Raw genomic sequence first — 17,327 nt, forward strand, 5'->3', positions numbered from 1 at the left:
CGCAGACGGACTTGAAAAGATTGCGTAAAAAAGTCAGAACGGAATCGTTTCGCAATAGAAAACGTAAGCAAAACGCAAAAAAAACGTTTGGCAACAACACCTATAAACAATACGGGCTTCGGGCTTATTCACTAGGTTTGCGTATTTTTATGAAGTCCGCAAAATCTTTGGGATTTTGCTTTAAACAAGGAAAAGAAAAAACAAAACAAAAAGATTTCGCTATGTGCGTGGCAGAAAGCAAACGCTAGTTTGCTCCCGTACTGTTCATAGCTCAACCGTTAGCCACAAGTTGATGAAAATTAATTAAATGGGAAAGAAAGCCACAACAGTAGAAGAACAAATTACTACATTAAAAAAAAGAGGAATGCTCTTTGACTGTGGTGAAGAAAAAGCAAAAGAGATTCTTTTAGACATAGGATATTATAGGCTTGGATTTTATTGGTTTCCATTTGAGATAGATAAAGACCATAATTTTGCTGAAGGAACTATTTTTTCGAATGTAATTAACCTCTATTACCTTGATGTAGATTTAAGAAATATTCTGTTGAAATATTTAAAAAGAATTGAAGTTAATTTTAGAACTAAACTTATTTACTATGTCTCTAACAAATATAAAGAAGACCCAATTTGGTATTCAAACCCAAAAATAATGGCTCGTTGGTTTATTACGGATTTAGATAAAAAGCTATATACTTCTAAATTTAAAGAAGAGAACAAGCAAATAAAACTCCATCACTTAAAATATAGAAATCATATTTATGCCCCTACATGGAAAACTTTTGAATTTTTAACTTTTGGAGCAATTGTAACTATTTTCAACGCTGTTAAAGATGAAGACCTTAAAAAAGATATTTCAAAAATTTATGGATTAAATAACCTTAATACTTTCAAAAATTTTATTCATTCAATAAAATTCATACGAAATATCTGCGCTCATGCGGGTGTGGTTTTTGATTTAAATTTTCCTCAAGGTATATATAAAATACCTAGAACTAGGTTTAATAATAACAACAATCAATCTTTAGATGCCGGAATCAAAACTATGTCCTTTATTCTCCAAAACATATCTTTAGACAGAAAAAACGACATGAATAAGGAAATAAGTGACTTGTTTGCCGAGTATAAGAATAATGAAATAATTAAGGCAATAATAATCACTAAAATTGGTTATAACATGTAAATAATGTATATTTGCATTATAAAGTGCCTAGCTATTCATTACGCTTTAGTGTTGCACTATAAAATACTATATAGAACCTAGACATTGCGCTCTAGGTTTTTTTATGCAATAAACTCTCGAAAAACCTGTGGCTAACACAACCTATAAACAATACGGGCTTCGGGCTTAATCGAAAGGTTTTTGTATTTTTATGAAGTCCGCAAAATCTTTTGGATTTTGCTCTGGACAAAAAAATAAAACAAAACAAAAAGATTTTGCTATGTGCGTGGCGGAAAGTAAACGCTAGTTTACTCCCGTACTGTTCATAGCTCAACCGTTGGCAACAAGCAAAAAATGAATACTATAAAAAGTGAAATAATAGGAGAATTAAAACAGGATGAACAATTTGACGATTGGTGGGAAAGTGAACCTATTGAAATTCCTTTTTTTAATAATAAAAAGATAAATATCATTTTTATGGGTTTAGAGCCTGAAAGTGATACTGAATTTATCAAAGAAGCTGATGAAGCCTTGAAATTGTTCATCGAAAAATCTGAAACCGATAGACTTTTGATTTCTAATCTTGTTCATAAAAACTGTATGGACTTTCTTAACGCTGTTGGATTTGATGAATCTAACCAACAACTTTGGAATATAAAAGATGAAAATCAAATATGGGATTTGGTACAACCGACTGGAATTTTAATTTCCAGAAGATCTTACAAGGAACAAGATATATATGTTGATATAAATTGTGAATGTGATTGGGAACAGGAACACGGACTACAATTAGTATTCAGACAAGGAAAAAAAATAACAAGAGTAAGTCAAATTGACGGACATCTTACCGATGCAGACGCTTATGGAAAACCAGATAGTGAAGATGAATTATTAAGTCAATTTAATGAAAACGGAAATAACTCAAAAAAGGAATGGTGGAAATTCTGGAAATAAGCCAGTTGCCAACAAGGGCTATAATTAATACGGGGTTTGGTGTTTAATCCAAAGTTTAGTGTATTTTTTATAGAGTCCGCCAAATCTTTTGATTTGGCTTTAGAACAGAAAAGATAAAACAAAATAAAAAGTTTTGGCTAAGTGCAAGTTCGGAAACTACCGCTTCCCTACTCCCGTACTAACAATAGCCGAAGCCGTTAGCAAACATTTCAAAATGAGCGAAATAATCGTAGAGAAAAACGAAGATGAAGAAGGACCAATTCCTCATTTATGGCGACCAATTTTTACAGAAATTGTAAGTGCTTTTGTGAAAAAAGATTACAATATAAGCTCCGGAATTGAGAATGTGTCTTCCGTATCTGAAAGTTCTGCTGAACAAATCAAAGATTATATTGAAGATTATGGGGAGGAATTGATTGAGCTTCCTGAAGAAACTTGGGAAACGTCAGTTTACATTTGCTACGGGGAATATTGGAATGTGCTAATTGACTTATGGACAAAATCTGAGGGACTGAGTGACTTAGTTCTAAATGCCGAAGTAAGGGAGAAGAATGATGAATATGAGGTAAAAATTAGACTAGTCTATGTTCCTTAGAATCGGAAAATAAAACGTTTGCTAACACAACCTATAAACAATACGGGCTTAGGTTTTAAACGCCAAGGTCTGCGTATATTTGGTATGTCGCGAAATCTTTGGGATTTCGCTTTGGACAAGAAAAAAATAAAACAAAACCAAAAGATTGCGCTACGTGCGTGGCGGAAAGCAAACGCCAGTTTGCTCCCGTAATGTTCATAGCTCAACCGTTAGCTGTAATTGCCAATAAATAAACTAATCATAAGCAATGAATAAATTTTTATCAATACTCTCTATTGTTATAATAACAATGTCTTGTAATAGCGGAAACCAAAAAAATAAGGCAATAGGTGATAAAATAAATAATAGTAATGAAGTAATTTCTGATAACGAAGCAACGAAATTAACATCATTTGAAATAAAAGGTACTGAAGTTCATCAAATTCAATCAACAACTAATCAAAAACAGTATGAATTATACGTTAAGCTACCTAAATCTTATACATCAAGTTCAGATAAAGAATATCCGATATTGGTACTTACAGATTCTGATTACGCTTTTCCATTAGTTACGAGTATAAGTAGACGAGTTAAAACAGAAGAATTCATAATAGTTGGAATATCATATTCCAAAGGAGATTCACCTGGAGTTAGTAGGACTAGAGATTATATGCCAACAAATTCCCCTAATGAAGAGAGAGGTCATTCTAAAGAATCTAGATTAGCTTCAGGAAAAGCAGATGATTTTATTGCATTTATCAAGAAAGATGTATTCCCATTTTTAGAAAATACTTACAGAATAAATATGTCGAAAAAAGTGTTTTCTGGACACTCTTTTGGTGGGTTACTTGCAAGTTATATTTTGGTAACAACCCCTAACTTATTTGAGTATTACCTAATCGGAAGCCCTTCATTTTGGTATGATAATTACTGTATAAATAACTTTGAAGAAAAGTATTCAAAAGCCAATACTAACTTGAGAGCAAATGTTTTTTTTAGCATTGGAGAAAAAGAAAAAAATAACAATTCAGATATGGTGTCTGAAATGTTGGATTTTGAACAAAGGTTGCTATCAAGAAACTACTCAGGCTTAAAAATAAAATCGTCAATAATCCCTGATGAAGACCACCTTACTGTTTATCCAAGTTTTATAACCAAAGGAATTTTATTTGCATTTGAAAAATAAAAAACTACAGCTAACAATGTATAAAAAAAATACGGCTGTAAGTACTGAATTCATTAGCTTGGGCGTGTTTGTGAAGTCGCCAAATCTTTTGATTTGGCTTTTAGAAAAAATAAGATAAAACAAAATACAAAAGTTTTGGCTTGTGGCTAAACGGAAAGTACCTCGTTTACCAACGGCCCTACTTTTCTTATACGAACCGTTGGCTCTTAATAACTACTCTTATGTAAACTTATGTTTTCTTAATCAACTTCTATTTTGAAATTTGTTCCTCTATATTTTATAAAAATTTACGAAATTCATTACTTAGGTAATTCGTAGTTTTGCTCTTCAATTTTTAATTTATGAACTATCAAGATGTATTTCTTATTTTTTGGAAACAAGTAACAGCGAGTGTAGAAAAAGGTGACTTCGCGAAATTGACCATGGCAAAAACCATAGGTAAGCCTAATTTGAGAAACATATTTGTAAGACCAATCTATTCTGAAGACGGCTTTAAAGTCTTACTTAAATTTCGTTACAGATCTAGAGAGACAGAAGATCAAACAAAAGAGCTTACTTTAGATGAGGCTTTTATCATATTAAAATCACATCTTAAAACATCTTTCTCTACAGTTCTATTATTTACCACAACAAAAGATGTGCTTTTAAAAGTAAACAAAAAGGGGGTTGCAAGCTTTACAGAAAATCCTCCAACTTTTAGCGATATTACTCAAGCAAAAATGGACGATTAGAATAACAAATAAAAACAGAACTTTAATGAGTTAATTTATTTTTTTTACCAAGTGTATTCTGGTAGCTGTATATTATTCATTCGAAGATATAAATTTGCTTTGGCCCTGTGGTTGGTCATATGATCTTGGACATAAAAAAAGGCAAATGCCCTACTCACAGTATTACCACTATGATACATTACACAAGACTCATCCAATTGTTCCTGTTCTATGGTGCCAATGACATTAGTGGTATAAGCAAACCCATTTTGTAACAATTCAATAATCTCAGCCTTCGTCATCTTCGAAGCATCAGGTGTATTTGGTTTTACTTCCATTCCTTGCACATAACGCTTTGTAAGTAGCTCCACTGTATATCCAATATGTACCATTTGTTCACCAAAAGACTTACTTACAGGTGTTGGTTTATACGAATACAGTTCTTCCAGCATTGCTTTGGCAACATCCAATGAGTGTTCACTAGCTGCAAGCCAAACAGCTAAATAGGTTTTAGTGAAGGGTGTTTTTGGAACAATTTCAGTTTGCCCATAAGTCATAACAGTACAAAAAAGGACAACTATTATTAAAACTAAATTTTTCATAATTATAAAGAGTTAAACGATCCCACAAGATATATATAAGCTTTTAAATATCATTCAACTACTATTATAAACCATTACGGTCTAATCGGTAAAAATTGAAATTTCCCTTACTTATATACAAAATAACAAGCTAGATTTTGAGTATTCAGCGGTCGTAGTTTCTTGTTATTTTTTTTAAAAGCTTGCCAATGTAAAAACCCAGCAAAAACAATCTACCCTATAAATACAATGGTTTACAGTAAATCTTGTGAGTAAAAATTTAAAAGTAATTGAGTACCCAACCACTTAATCACTCCCCTCTATTTATATAAATATAGTATCTTCAAACTGAGAACATAATATATTAGACAAACCACTACCAAAGTTTAAATAATAACACTCATTGAGTTCTCTTAAACCAAAACAATTGACTACAATACAGAAGCTCATATTACGATTTGTATTTCTATATTTTCTCTTGTACATCTATCCATACGGATTTGAATATATCAATGAGATTGATCCGAATAATTTTTCATTTTGGAAGGGAATTACAATAGGCTTTGGAGAAATATTTTTGGGTTGGGAATACAACAAAGATATGTTGTTAAACGGTTTGGACTCTAAATATGACTTTACCAGGTTTCTCTTGGTTACTGTAATTTCTATAATTGGCGCCATAATTTGGGTGTTCATTGATACTAAAATCAAAAAAGAATACAACGACAAACTCAAAATACTTTTACAAACAATTCTTAGATATCATATAGGTCTTACGCTAATTCTTTATGGGCTTTCAAAAGTATTCTTACTCCAGTTTGGCACAATGGATATTGATAGTTTAGAAACTGAAATTGGCGAACATAACGGAATGAATTTGGTATGGGCTTTCATGAGTTATTCTAAATTCTATGGTATTACTGCAGGGTTGATAGAAGTTGTTGGCGGCTTGCTGTTGTTATTTAGAAGAACAACTTCTTTAGGTGCTTTCTTGTTGTTAATAGCAATGACCAATGTTGTTTTAATGGATATTGGGTACGACGTTATTGTTAAGATGTTTGCGATTCATTTACTTCTTATGATCGTATTTTTAATGTGGGATGATTTAAAACGATTATATGATTTTTTCTTAAGAAATAAGCCATCTACTGCGGCTATCTACATGCCTCTTTTTGAAGAGCAAAAAGGTAAATACATTAGATATATAACTAAAGGTGCATTATTGCTATATGTTTTTGTCTCGTTTAGTCTGGACATGACAGAAAGAATAGAACAACAGCATAGTAATCAATATGAAAATTTTACAAGTTCGCAAGACATTGAAATATTTGTAAAGAATGGAAATACAATACCAAAGAGCAAAATAAATGGCAATCGCTGGAACAAAATAAGAATAAACGATTTATCTTATTTACCCGAAACCTTAATGATTTTAAATGAAGATAATACAACCGTACGTTACAAGTTCACTGCAGATACATTGACCAAAAAATTACATTTAACAGATTTATATGGTGATGACCAAACCTCTCACGAATTAACTTACAAGGCCCTTGAAAATAAAGTTTATATTTATCAAGGCATATTTAAAGGGGATTCCCTTTGGATGAAAACAAGCGCCAAAACTCTTAACGATTATAGATTAACACGAAATAGAATTCGTTGGATTAGAGATTTGGAATAAATTTCAAATTCTACATAAAGAATAGGTTTAAAGAACGATTGAAAATAGGCTACTAATTATTTAAATAAAAAGTTATGGGTAAAAGTCAAGATGCAAAGAAAAATGTAAAAAAGGAACCAGTAAAAACAGCTAAAGAAAAGAAAGAAGCAAAAAGATTGAAAAAAACAAAGTAAGAATAACAATTAGCTCCTTTTCATTCCACTTATTATTTCTATTCATAGTTTAATTAAGAATGCTACATGTGCGAATTTATAGAGATATAGGTGGCTCCATATAGTAAATGATGGTAAAATTATGTGGAATAGAACTTGAGAAGAAACAAGCTGAAAATCATTAGAAAAGAAATGTTACGGTATCTATTGTAGCTCTTTTTAATGGTTTTCTTTGTATTCGTTTTTGTTTTAATGAAACCGAGACATTAAGCATAAGAAACGATTGATTAATATTAGCTAAAAAAATAGAGCAATTTGCGGTTATCTCTACGAATCATTATACGTTTACAAAATCTGCCAAATATTTTGATTTAGCTTTAAAAATAATGAATTGTAGATGTATCGAAAATAATTGTTTGTCTACCACCCTACTTACTATAAATTAAAAATTCTAAGAAATTAAAAATGAAACCAAAATTATTAAAAACAAAAATTCAGCTTGAAAACGATCGTGTATTACTGCTCCCTTTTGAGAATGAACGAAATGAAGAGCTCAAAGAAATAATTTTCGATAAAGAAATCTGGGAATTTATGGGAATGAGTGTAAATAACGAACAGGGCTTAAAGAATTACACCTCTAAGACGATTAAAGATAAAAACAGCGGCTTGTGCTACCCGTTTCTAGTTATAGACAAACTAACCAATAAAGTTGCAGGCAGTACCAGATACGGCAACTTAAATACCTCTAGCCAAAAATGCGAAATTGGATGGACCTGGTACGGAACTGAATTTCAAGGTTCAGGTATAAATAAGGCCTGTAAATATGAACTATTGAAATTTGGCTTTGAGGAAATTGGGTTTAGAAGAATACAATTCAGTGCAGACAAAGCTAATTTAAGGTCATTAAAAGCAATTGAAAAATTAGGCGCACAAAAAGAAGGTGTTTTTCGAAATAATTACATCGCATCAAATGGAGAAAGTAGAACTGACGTTTATTATAGCATCATTAAAAACGAATGGAGCGAGCTTAAAGATGAACTCTTTTCTGAATTTGAAACCTATTAAGAGATTAGTATTTTAAATTAAAAACCGGATACAGTAACCCCTAAAATATATTGCCTTCGAATTTATTAAACAGAAATTACGTCTAAAAAACAGCTTTAGATTCTACTAAATTGATTTTTGAAGCGAATTATAATTGCAACACTAACTTAACCATTATACTATATTTTGCTATCGTCAAAATTCAATTTAAAAAGCACTGAAAATGAACACTTATATTCCTTTATTCTTTTTCTGAACATTCATTATATTATCCATTTGGGGTGTTATGTAAACTGTAAAAAACAGTCCTTTTTCTCATCATTTTGTAAAGAATAATTTATCACTGAGTAAAAGCTTATGACATAATTTATTATGGACAGTGCGAAATAATTGAAAATAAGATATTGGCTTCAGATGATTTAAATTCTGCTTTAATATCATATGGTAAAAATATTGGACCCCAAATTACAGAAATAGTATATCTTCAATTTACCTTAATTATATAGAAACAACGTTTTCTAAATTTTACAAATAATTATTTTAATGGTCTAAATGCATTGAAGAAGAAAATCTACCAACTGATATATCCGGCGACAGGAGAATGGAAAGATTGGTATATTAATTAAAACCACTACAAACAACCTACTTATTTAATAGTAATTTTGCTTTTAGTTGCAATAAGTAGAGTTTATTGTCCAATCTAAAAATCAAAGCTAAAAAACAACATACTGTTACGTTTTTGATAATCAAAAACTATTGTTAATGAAAGAGTTACAAGAATTTATAGATTGAAAAATAAAACCATAAAAAGCAATAACAGTGACAAAATGCATCACTTTGTATGGGAAATTATGAAAAGTCCGTATGTTGAATATCACTATAATTTAATAACAAATAAAACGCTTAACAATGGGTTTAGAAGAGATTTAGCTTCAAGATTTAAAGAACGCCAAGATAAAGCTGAAGACTTTTTAATTGATAAGTTAGAGCAAAACGAAGATTAAGAATTTCAAGGAGATATTATATTTCAATTAGGAAAGTTTAATAAAAAACACAAAGCAAAAATTTAAAAATATACGAGTGAATTTACCGAGTCTGAATTGGCTTATACAAGAAACAAAGCAGTAATAGTTTTAGGATGGATAGGAAAAATTACGGACACAAAAATTCTTGAAAAACATATACTCGAAGATCCTGATAATGAATTTCGTGCTTGGAGCGCTTCTGCTTATATGCAAATATGGTTTAAAAGAAAAAACGAAACCCTAAAAACTAAAGCTTTTGAAGATTATTATAAAGCCTTACCCCTAGAAAAAGATTATTTTGTGCTATTAGTTATTTTAGATTCTATAAGAGAGTTTGGCAAAACTAAACTAGGTATTTCTCAAACAGCATTAGATGATTTGGATGTTGATAAAATTGAAATTTCAAAGATTAAAGCCATAAACTATCTAAAAAAGCAATTGAAATAAAACTACCTTATAATTGTATTTCATTTAAATTAAAAATACTCCCAAATACTATATTTAGATAAGAGAATGTAAACGCGAATAGTACAAATGCCCGTAAATTAGAAGCATGAATATAAAATATATTTTAGGATCAATCATTACTATTCCGTTATTACCCATTATGTATTTTCAAGGGAAAAAGATCAAAAAAACTGTACCGCGATTACCAGAAGCAGAGGGTACCAAAGGCTCATCTAAATTCTCTTCTAAAAAGGAACTACGTTTGTTAACTATCGGCGAAAGTACTATTGCCGGTGTTGGTGTTAAAACACACCAAGAAGGCTTTACTGGCTCGTTGGCAGACGAGTTGTCTATACAACTACATACTAATGTAAATTGGAAAGTTTATGCTAAAAGCGGCTATACCGCAAAAAAAGTAACTGAAAATATTATTGATCTCATTACAGAAGAAGCTGTCGATCTAATTGTTATAGGACTTGGCGGTAATGATGCATTTGAATTGAACTCACCCAAAAAATGGAACAGAGATATTCGAGAACTTATTAAAAGCACTAAAAGTAAATTCAACGATGTACCAATTGTATTTACCAATATGCCGCCGATAAAAGAATTTCCTGCTTTTACGCCCATCATAAAATTTACTATTGGCAATCTGGTTAACATACTAGGAGAGGAATTAATCAGTATTGTAAAAGATTTTGACAAGGTGTATTACTACGCTTTAAAGCCTTCTAGCCAAGATTATATTGAAAGATTCAATTTAGAAATAGAACCTTCTGATTTTTTTGTTGACGGAGTTCATCCTTCAAAACAAACGTATCATATTTGGGCGAAAGATATTTCAAACTTTATAACCCAATCAGAAGAAATTAAAAATAACTTAGACTATAACCCATCAACAATTTAGATTAAAAAATTACTTAATGAGTATATCTGACTTACTTTTTGGAAAAAAGAAAACTTTTGATCACCCTATATTAGGTACTTTAAAAAATGATAAGATTAAAGGCAACAACCAAACAAAAACCTATACTTGGCGTGGCAGTATTGTAATTGGCAACAATACTATAGAAACACTTTTTTATTTAGAAGGTAATAACTCAGCCTCTTTCAACAATCACATAGACTTTGTGTGTCAACTGGCAAAAAATTGGAACAGTGAACTTCTACCTAATATTGAAGAAAAAATCAGTAAAAAAGAAATTGATAAAATTGAACCATTCTCTAATTGGAAAAAAGATCTTTACCTAGCTGCCATCTATGCAGCGAACAAAAAAAATACTGATTTTGAATTAACATTAGAACCAATAGATAGCGAAAACTTAGATTCCATAGGTATCGATGTCAAAAATGGGATGATTATAAATGTTGAAATTTATTAATTACATATAACCACATTAATAATTCACCTAAATATTGCTTTTGCACTATTTTTTATAGGATACTAAATGAGTAATATTTAATTTTCCTGAAGAGAATTCATAGATACTAATTTGAATTTATTCCAATACAAAATTTCAACTGAAACAAAATTCAACAAAATATGGGCATATTTAAAAATCTCTTCGGAGGAGATAAACCAAAAGAAAAATCTGAAATCGATTCCTCTAAATATAAAGCAATTGATAAAACAGACTATACCAGTCTTGAAGAATTAATTGAACAACATGCAGCGTTATCTTTCGAAAAGCAACTAGTTTTTGGAGAGGTAATCGAATCAAATGCATGGGAACTTGATATGGGAAAAGGAAACATAATTTTTGGCGACCTAGACTTTCCTATTCAAATAATAGGTTCTCTTTCCTTTAACGATAGCTCTTGGATGTGGGGATGGGCAAACGCAAAGAGTGGCATGCCAGAAAACCTATTGGTTCAATCTAACCAACTTAAAGAAATAGGGCAAGATAAAGGCATTAAAGAATTAACTGATGGTCATTTTAATGTTGAAGAAGGCTTTGAACATAAAATAGGGATGATGGCGTGTGGACTATTTAATTCTAAAAGTTATTACTGTGCTAATTACGGACAAGGTACTCTTGTAGTTACCATTGACGATGACAAAATACCTGAAATAGACAAAGAAAGATTAGAAAAAGTACTGACCAATTTTCCTCAGTTAATAAGTGCGGTAGATTTAAACCATAAGAATACCTTCAAAAATTATTTAATTGACAGAGATTTTGAATTAAATATCTTAGAAAATAAAATTGAAGGTTTAAAGAACAACAAAATCTTAACGGCTGAATTTGATGAACTTAGTAGATTAAAATCTTTAAACGGCAAACTGTAAAACGTTTACCCACTTGGTAAATACGACATGTGCCATTCGACCATTCAACTATTTTATTGCAACCCTCTTTATATACTATTTGGTTATTAAATTGAGTTGTAAATGTTAGTAAAAAAGCAAGAGCTTTGCAATTAAATCAGGTTATGAAATCGATTTATAAAAATGAGCAATTAGATAAATAAATTCAAAATGGCATTCAATTATTTTTCTAAAAAAGGAAACAGTCTATGTATATTTATAAGATGTACTGGCGTATTACTATTTCTCATCTAAAAACAACCAATTGAAAAAATACCTTTTCTTTCATATTAGCATTCTTACTATAATTATTTCCTCTTGTACTTGTTATGCACAAGAAAAGAAGAAAACAAAACCTAACATTATATTTATTTCTGTTGATGATCTTAGACCAACATTAGGTGTTTACGGAGACACCATAGCAGTAACACCAAATATAGACCAACTAGCAGCTGAAGGAATGACCTTTAGGCAAACATTTTCTCAAGTAGCAGTATGTGCACCATCTAGAGCTAGTCTAATGACAGGTTTAAGACCTGATTCTACTAGGGTTTGGCATTTAGGAGATAAGTTTCGTGAGATAAACCCGAATACGGTTACCATGCCGCAATACTTTTCAAAATTTGGATATAAAACGGTAAACTTGGGTAAAATTTTTCACAACTATATGCCAGACTCCGTTTCTTGGGACGAACCAGACCTTAGACCATCAAAGTACCTTAAAAAAGATTGGTTAAATAGAGATGGAGAAACATTTTATATCAGTGAAGAAGTCAATAATTCACAAGCAGTAAAAAGAGATTCTTTATTAAAATTAAGACCAATTAGATATGCAGATGGTTGGAACACAGGTCCGGCATGGGAAGCGGCAGATGTTCATGACACTATTTATTATGACGGAGCGCAAACAGAATTGGCAAAAAAGACACTTAGCCGATTAGCGAAAACAGAAACGCCCTTTTATATGGGCTTAGGTTATTTTAGACCACACTTACCATTCACCGCTCCAAAAAAATATTGGGATCTGTATGACGCTCAAAAAATTCCGTTAGCAGCCAACCCTAATGTCCCCCAAAATGCACCAGGGCATACAATGAACTCCATGTATGAATTAAGACACTATGATGGTTTTAATGATATAGGGCACCCTCAGTCAGATTTTAAAATGAACGAAGAAAGGTCTCGAAAATTAAAACATGGGTATTATGCAAGTGTAAGCTATGTAGATGCTTTGGTGGGTAATTTAGTTGCTCATTTAAAAGAAATAGGACTTTATGACAACACTGTTATTATACTTTGGGGTGATCATGGCTGGAAATTAGGAGATCATAATAGTTGGGGTAAAATGACCAATTATAATATTGATTTACAAGTACCTATGATTATCAGATATCCCAATCAAGAAAACAGAGGTGCTCAAACATTTGAAATAACCGAGTTGGTAGATATGTTTCCATCTTTATGTGAAATTGCCGGCATTGAAGTTCCCAACTATATGCAAGGAACAAGCTTTTTACCTTTAATAAAAGATCCAAAACGTTCATGGAAAAGTGCAGCCTTTAGCCAGTTTCATAGAAGACCCAAAGTGTCTGCAGATGGAAATCGATACATGGGCTATTCAATCAACACAAAAGAATATCATTATATTGAATGGTATACTTGGAATACTAAAACCGGAACTAGAGGCGAATTGACAGGTAAGGAATTATATGATCGCAAAAATGACCCTAACGAGACAGTCAATATTATAGCTGAACATAAATTAACAGAAGTAAAAGCATCACTAGCCAAAAAACTTGAAGCTGGTTGGAGAAAAGCTAAGCCTAATTTAATAAAATAAACTAGCTATAAACAATTGAAAAAAGATGGTTTTTTCATTACAAGAGAATTACATCCTGGTAAGTAATAACGATTTTCAGTTCATCGAATTAAAAGAATGGTTAGATAAAAACTCAAAAAAAAATTAAATTTAGGAAACGGGTTGATTAATCAAACTGTTATCCCGCGCAGCAAGAGCTTTATGTTCTTGCTGCTTTTTTTATTTCAAATTCCGCATCATAGACTACCCCTAGCCTGTATTATACAGTATACTTTTATAATAGTAGTCTATTATAAAATCAAATTAATTCATAAAATCAAATTAAACATTTCCACTTCAATGATAACCTTAGGGGTTGTATATTTATGAGGTAGTTAGATCCTAGATGGAGGTTCAGTGAGAATATATGTTGATAATATGTCTAATGTGAATAGTTTTTTAAAAAAGGAATTGGGACTTCAAGTTATTGATTGTAAACAACTCGATGGGTACGATAATTTGAATTACCGCATTACCACTTCAGATTCCTGTTATATTTATAAAACCTATCAATACTCAGAAGTATTATTTGATATGGTTAAAGCAGAGAATGATACCCTACTATTTCTACAAAGTTATTTTGAGAAAGAAATTCCAAAACCGATTCCATTTAAAGATTGTTCTTATATAGGTACTTTTTCTATAAGCCAAAAACCATCCATATGTCGCGTGCTTTCATTTTTAGAAGGTGATTTTTTAGGCGATGTCTCTCACACAGTGCAATTAATTGAATCTCTAGGTACCTTTCTAGCAGAATTAGATTTGAAACTAAAAGGGTTTAAAAATTATACGATACAGAGCAGACAATGGGAATGGGACCTTCAGTACTTTGATTTAAATAGAAAGTATATAAATGATATTACAAACGCCACAGATAGAAATATTGTCCGATACTTTTTTAATCAATTTGAAGAAAACGTAAGACCAATTTTTCCTGAACTAAGAAAGCAGATCATACATAATGATGCTAACGAGTGGAATGTTCTGGTGCAACATAACAAAGTTTCCGGTATTATAGATTTCGGGGATCTTGCACATTCTTTTCTTATTAACGAATTAGCTATTGCCATCACCTATACTTGCTACGACAAAGAAAATCCGTTAGAGTGGGCTGTATTATTACTAAAGTCTTACCATCAAAAGCTTCCTCTAGAAGCTAAAGAAATAAGTATTTTATATTACCTAATCGTTGCCAGGCTATGCACCAGTGTTTGTAATTCTGCACATGCAAAAAAGGTGAATCCGGCCAATAGCTACGCATCCGTGAGTGAGCAATCTGCCTGGAAAATGCTATACCGTTGGTTGGCTATAAACCCCATTCACGCAGAAAATGAATTTAAAAAAGCAGCTAATCTCCCTATTAAAAGACCTACATCAACTTCGAGTCTACTAAAAAGAAGATTCAAACACATTAGCCCTATTTTATCTACTAGCTACAAGGAGCCTATACATATGGTTAAATCTGCATTTCAATATATGTATGATGCAGAAGGAAATACGTTTTTAGATGCCTATAATAACATTCCGCATGTTGGTCATTCGCACCCAAAAGTCGTGGAAGCAGCGCAACGACAAATAGCAAAACTAAATACAAATACACGCTATATTTATGATGAGTTGGCAGCCTATGCAGAAAAATTATTAAAACATTTTCCTCCAAATCTGAATAAAGTCTTTTTTGTGAATTCAGGTAGCGCAGCAAGCGATTTAGCGGTACGTATGGCAAATAATCATACCAAAAGTAACACCATGATGGTTATGGAATCTGGTTACCACGGCAACACTCAAATAGCAATAGACATTAGTGATTACAAGTTTAATAACGCTAAAGGGGATGGTCAAAAAAATCATATACTTAAAGCAACTTTACCAGATACGTATAGAGGTAAATACACAGCTGATATTGCAAATGCAGGAACGCTATACGGTAAAGATGCTGTTGCTCAAATAGCACAAAGTAAACAACCTATATCTGCTTTTATAAGTGAACCTATACTTGGTTGTGCAGGGCAAGTTCCATTAGCAGATGGCTATTTAAAAGAGGTGTACCCTGCTTTTCGAGCACAAGGCGGCGTTTGCATAAGTGATGAAGTACAAACAGGTTTTGGAAGGTTAGGATACCATTTCTGGGGATATGAAGCCCATGGTGTCATACCAGATATGGTGATTTTGGGTAAACCTATAGCAAACGGTCACCCAATGGGTGCTGTGGTTTGCACACAAGAAATTGCAGCATCGTTTGAGAAAGGTGTAGAGTTTTTCAGCTCTTTTGGTGGCAACCCAGTTTCTTGCGCAATTGCAAGTGCAGTTCTAGATGTTATTGCAGATGAAAAACTACAAGAAAACGCAAAAGTTGTCGGCGATTATTACAGGTTCCTTTTAAGAGAACTTATGCAAAAATATAACTGCATAGGCGATGTACGTGGTTCTGGACTATTTATAGGTGTTGACATCGTTAAGGATAACACCAAAACACCAAATACTGTATTAGCAAGCCATATTAAAAATGAATTAAGAAACAGGCATATTTTAGTAAGTACAGATGGACCATACGATAATGTAATAAAAACCAAACCTCCTTTATGTTTTAATAAAGAAAATGCAGAGAAAGTGGTTACGACCGTCAGTGCTATTCTGGAGAAATATTATAATAATGGAGCAATTTTTGATGTTTAAATAAGTATAAAGAAAGCTGTCTATATCACTCTGATTTGTTTAGCCTTTACATTACCAGCAAAGGCTCAGAATAAGTCATACTCTGAATCTGATTTCTACGGAACCTGGACGTTTGACCTTAATGAATATGAATTAGAAGATGACGAGTACATTTTTGAAAAAAAGAAAGAATATAACGTACAGAAAGAATCAATTATTATTCATAACTTTTTACAGGAATCTTAAAATAACTCCTACTTTATTAAACTAAACTAAACCCTATAATCTTAGGTATCTTACTTTCTTAAAAACCTTGTTAGTAAACATATGAAAACAAAAACAGGATTTCTTATAATTTACATTCTATTCTTAACTAATAGTTTAATGGGACAATCATTTATGGTTAAGACGGACGGAGTAGTAGTTGATTGTTCAAAAGTCATTGTCAAAAAAAACACTGTACTTATTAAAAATGAAAATTCAGAAGAATTTTTAAAAATAAGTAAAGACAGTGTAAGGGAGTTTTATCAGGACCAAGAGAATTCGTTCTATAAAAACAAAAATTGATTATTTCTAGAGGAAATTATAATCGGTTATATCCAAGTATTTAAGGGAGAGACAATTGAGCCTAATATTGAATCCTCAATTGAACCGTCAATTGAACCGTCAATTGAACCGTCAATTGGAAATATGTCTGGAAGGTATACAAAATGGTACATGGAAAAAGATGGGTTCTTGTTTGAGGCTTTTACTGAGGTTAATGGATCATCTAGGATTGTTGAATTAAAAAATGGAAATATTAAAGGTTTGATTGACGAAACAGAATCAAAAAAAGCTTTCAATGAATTGGACAAAAAGTTTAAGCTTGAAGATTTACTCGGTATAATTCAATCTTATAATGTAGGCTTCCCTAAAAATGTAGGCTTCCCTAAAAATAGGACAGTTCATAATTCGAATTTACTAACTTTAAATTCAAACTGTCAAGATGAA

17 protein-coding genes are annotated in these 17,327 nt (G+C 31.7%); 16 read left to right on the forward strand and 1 reads right to left on the reverse strand.

The window, feature by feature from the left end; all coding sequences use genetic code 11:
• Positions 1-307: 307 nt before the first annotated feature.
• From Q0871_RS17990 to Q0871_RS18010, 5 genes are all read left to right on the forward strand, one after another.
• A complete protein-coding gene (locus Q0871_RS17990; RefSeq protein ID WP_299326232.1) occupies positions 308-1,180 on the forward strand; it encodes an Abi family protein in 873 nt (290 codons plus the stop codon).
• A 333-nt stretch (positions 1,181-1,513) separates the two neighbouring features.
• Positions 1,514-2,113 carry a hypothetical protein gene (locus tag Q0871_RS17995; protein ID WP_299326235.1) on the forward strand — a complete coding sequence of 200 codons (600 nt, stop codon included), beginning with the start codon at positions 1,514-1,516 and terminating at the stop codon, positions 2,111-2,113.
• Between the two features lie 214 nt (positions 2,114-2,327).
• Positions 2,328-2,708 (forward strand): hypothetical protein, encoded by a 381-nt coding sequence (locus tag Q0871_RS18000; protein WP_299326238.1) that lies wholly within the window; start codon positions 2,328-2,330, stop codon positions 2,706-2,708.
• A gap of 247 nt (positions 2,709-2,955) precedes the next feature.
• On the forward strand, positions 2,956-3,873 hold the full coding sequence (locus tag Q0871_RS18005) for an alpha/beta hydrolase-fold protein (protein WP_299326241.1): 918 nt from the start codon (positions 2,956-2,958) through the stop codon (positions 3,871-3,873).
• 341 nt (positions 3,874-4,214) lie between these two features.
• A complete protein-coding gene (locus Q0871_RS18010; RefSeq protein ID WP_299326245.1) occupies positions 4,215-4,604 on the forward strand; it encodes a hypothetical protein in 390 nt (129 codons plus the stop codon).
• Positions 4,605-4,648: 44 nt separating this feature from the next.
• On the opposite strand, the gene Q0871_RS18015 is transcribed toward Q0871_RS18010, so the two are convergent.
• On the reverse strand, positions 4,649-5,185 hold the full coding sequence (locus tag Q0871_RS18015) for a DinB family protein (RefSeq protein WP_299326248.1): 537 nt from the start codon (positions 5,183-5,185) through the stop codon (positions 4,649-4,651).
• Positions 5,186-5,591: 406 nt separating this feature from the next.
• Between Q0871_RS18015 and Q0871_RS18020 the strand changes: the two genes are divergently transcribed.
• The 11 genes from Q0871_RS18020 to Q0871_RS18070 form a co-directional block, all read left to right on the forward strand.
• Positions 5,592-6,848, forward strand: coding sequence for a DoxX family protein (locus Q0871_RS18020; protein WP_299326251.1), 1,257 nt, complete (start codon positions 5,592-5,594; stop codon positions 6,846-6,848).
• 617 nt (positions 6,849-7,465) lie between these two features.
• Positions 7,466-8,065: a GNAT family protein gene (locus tag Q0871_RS18025; RefSeq protein ID WP_299326254.1), complete on the forward strand. Its 600-nt coding sequence runs from the start codon at positions 7,466-7,468 to the stop codon at positions 8,063-8,065.
• A gap of 806 nt (positions 8,066-8,871) precedes the next feature.
• Positions 8,872-9,048: a hypothetical protein gene (locus tag Q0871_RS18030; protein WP_299326258.1), complete on the forward strand. Its 177-nt coding sequence runs from the start codon at positions 8,872-8,874 to the stop codon at positions 9,046-9,048.
• A 96-nt stretch (positions 9,049-9,144) separates the two neighbouring features.
• Complete coding sequence (locus tag Q0871_RS18035; protein WP_299326260.1) at positions 9,145-9,516, forward strand: hypothetical protein; 372 nt, start codon at positions 9,145-9,147, stop codon at positions 9,514-9,516.
• Between the two features lie 106 nt (positions 9,517-9,622).
• Positions 9,623-10,423: an SGNH/GDSL hydrolase family protein gene (locus tag Q0871_RS18040; RefSeq protein WP_299326262.1), complete on the forward strand. Its 801-nt coding sequence runs from the start codon at positions 9,623-9,625 to the stop codon at positions 10,421-10,423.
• Between the two features lie 16 nt (positions 10,424-10,439).
• Entirely contained in the window at positions 10,440-10,898 is a 459-nt protein-coding gene (locus Q0871_RS18045) for a hypothetical protein (RefSeq protein WP_299326264.1), read from the forward strand.
• A gap of 161 nt (positions 10,899-11,059) precedes the next feature.
• A complete protein-coding gene (locus Q0871_RS18050; RefSeq protein WP_299326266.1) occupies positions 11,060-11,806 on the forward strand; it encodes a DUF6882 domain-containing protein in 747 nt (248 codons plus the stop codon).
• Between the two features lie 283 nt (positions 11,807-12,089).
• Positions 12,090-13,664: a sulfatase gene (locus tag Q0871_RS18055; RefSeq protein WP_299326269.1), complete on the forward strand. Its 1,575-nt coding sequence runs from the start codon at positions 12,090-12,092 to the stop codon at positions 13,662-13,664.
• A 375-nt stretch (positions 13,665-14,039) separates the two neighbouring features.
• A complete protein-coding gene (locus Q0871_RS18060) occupies positions 14,040-16,358 on the forward strand; it encodes an aminotransferase class III-fold pyridoxal phosphate-dependent enzyme (RefSeq protein ID WP_299326271.1) in 2,319 nt (772 codons plus the stop codon).
• A gap of 306 nt (positions 16,359-16,664) precedes the next feature.
• Complete coding sequence (locus Q0871_RS18065) at positions 16,665-16,904, forward strand: hypothetical protein (RefSeq protein ID WP_299326274.1); 240 nt, start codon at positions 16,665-16,667, stop codon at positions 16,902-16,904.
• A 150-nt stretch (positions 16,905-17,054) separates the two neighbouring features.
• Positions 17,055-17,327: hypothetical protein (locus Q0871_RS18070; RefSeq protein ID WP_299326277.1), on the forward strand; the 273-nt coding region annotated here is incomplete at its 3' end.

It is taken from the genome of uncultured Maribacter sp., from assembly GCF_947500985.1.
Classification (GTDB): domain Bacteria; phylum Bacteroidota; class Bacteroidia; order Flavobacteriales; family Flavobacteriaceae; genus Maribacter.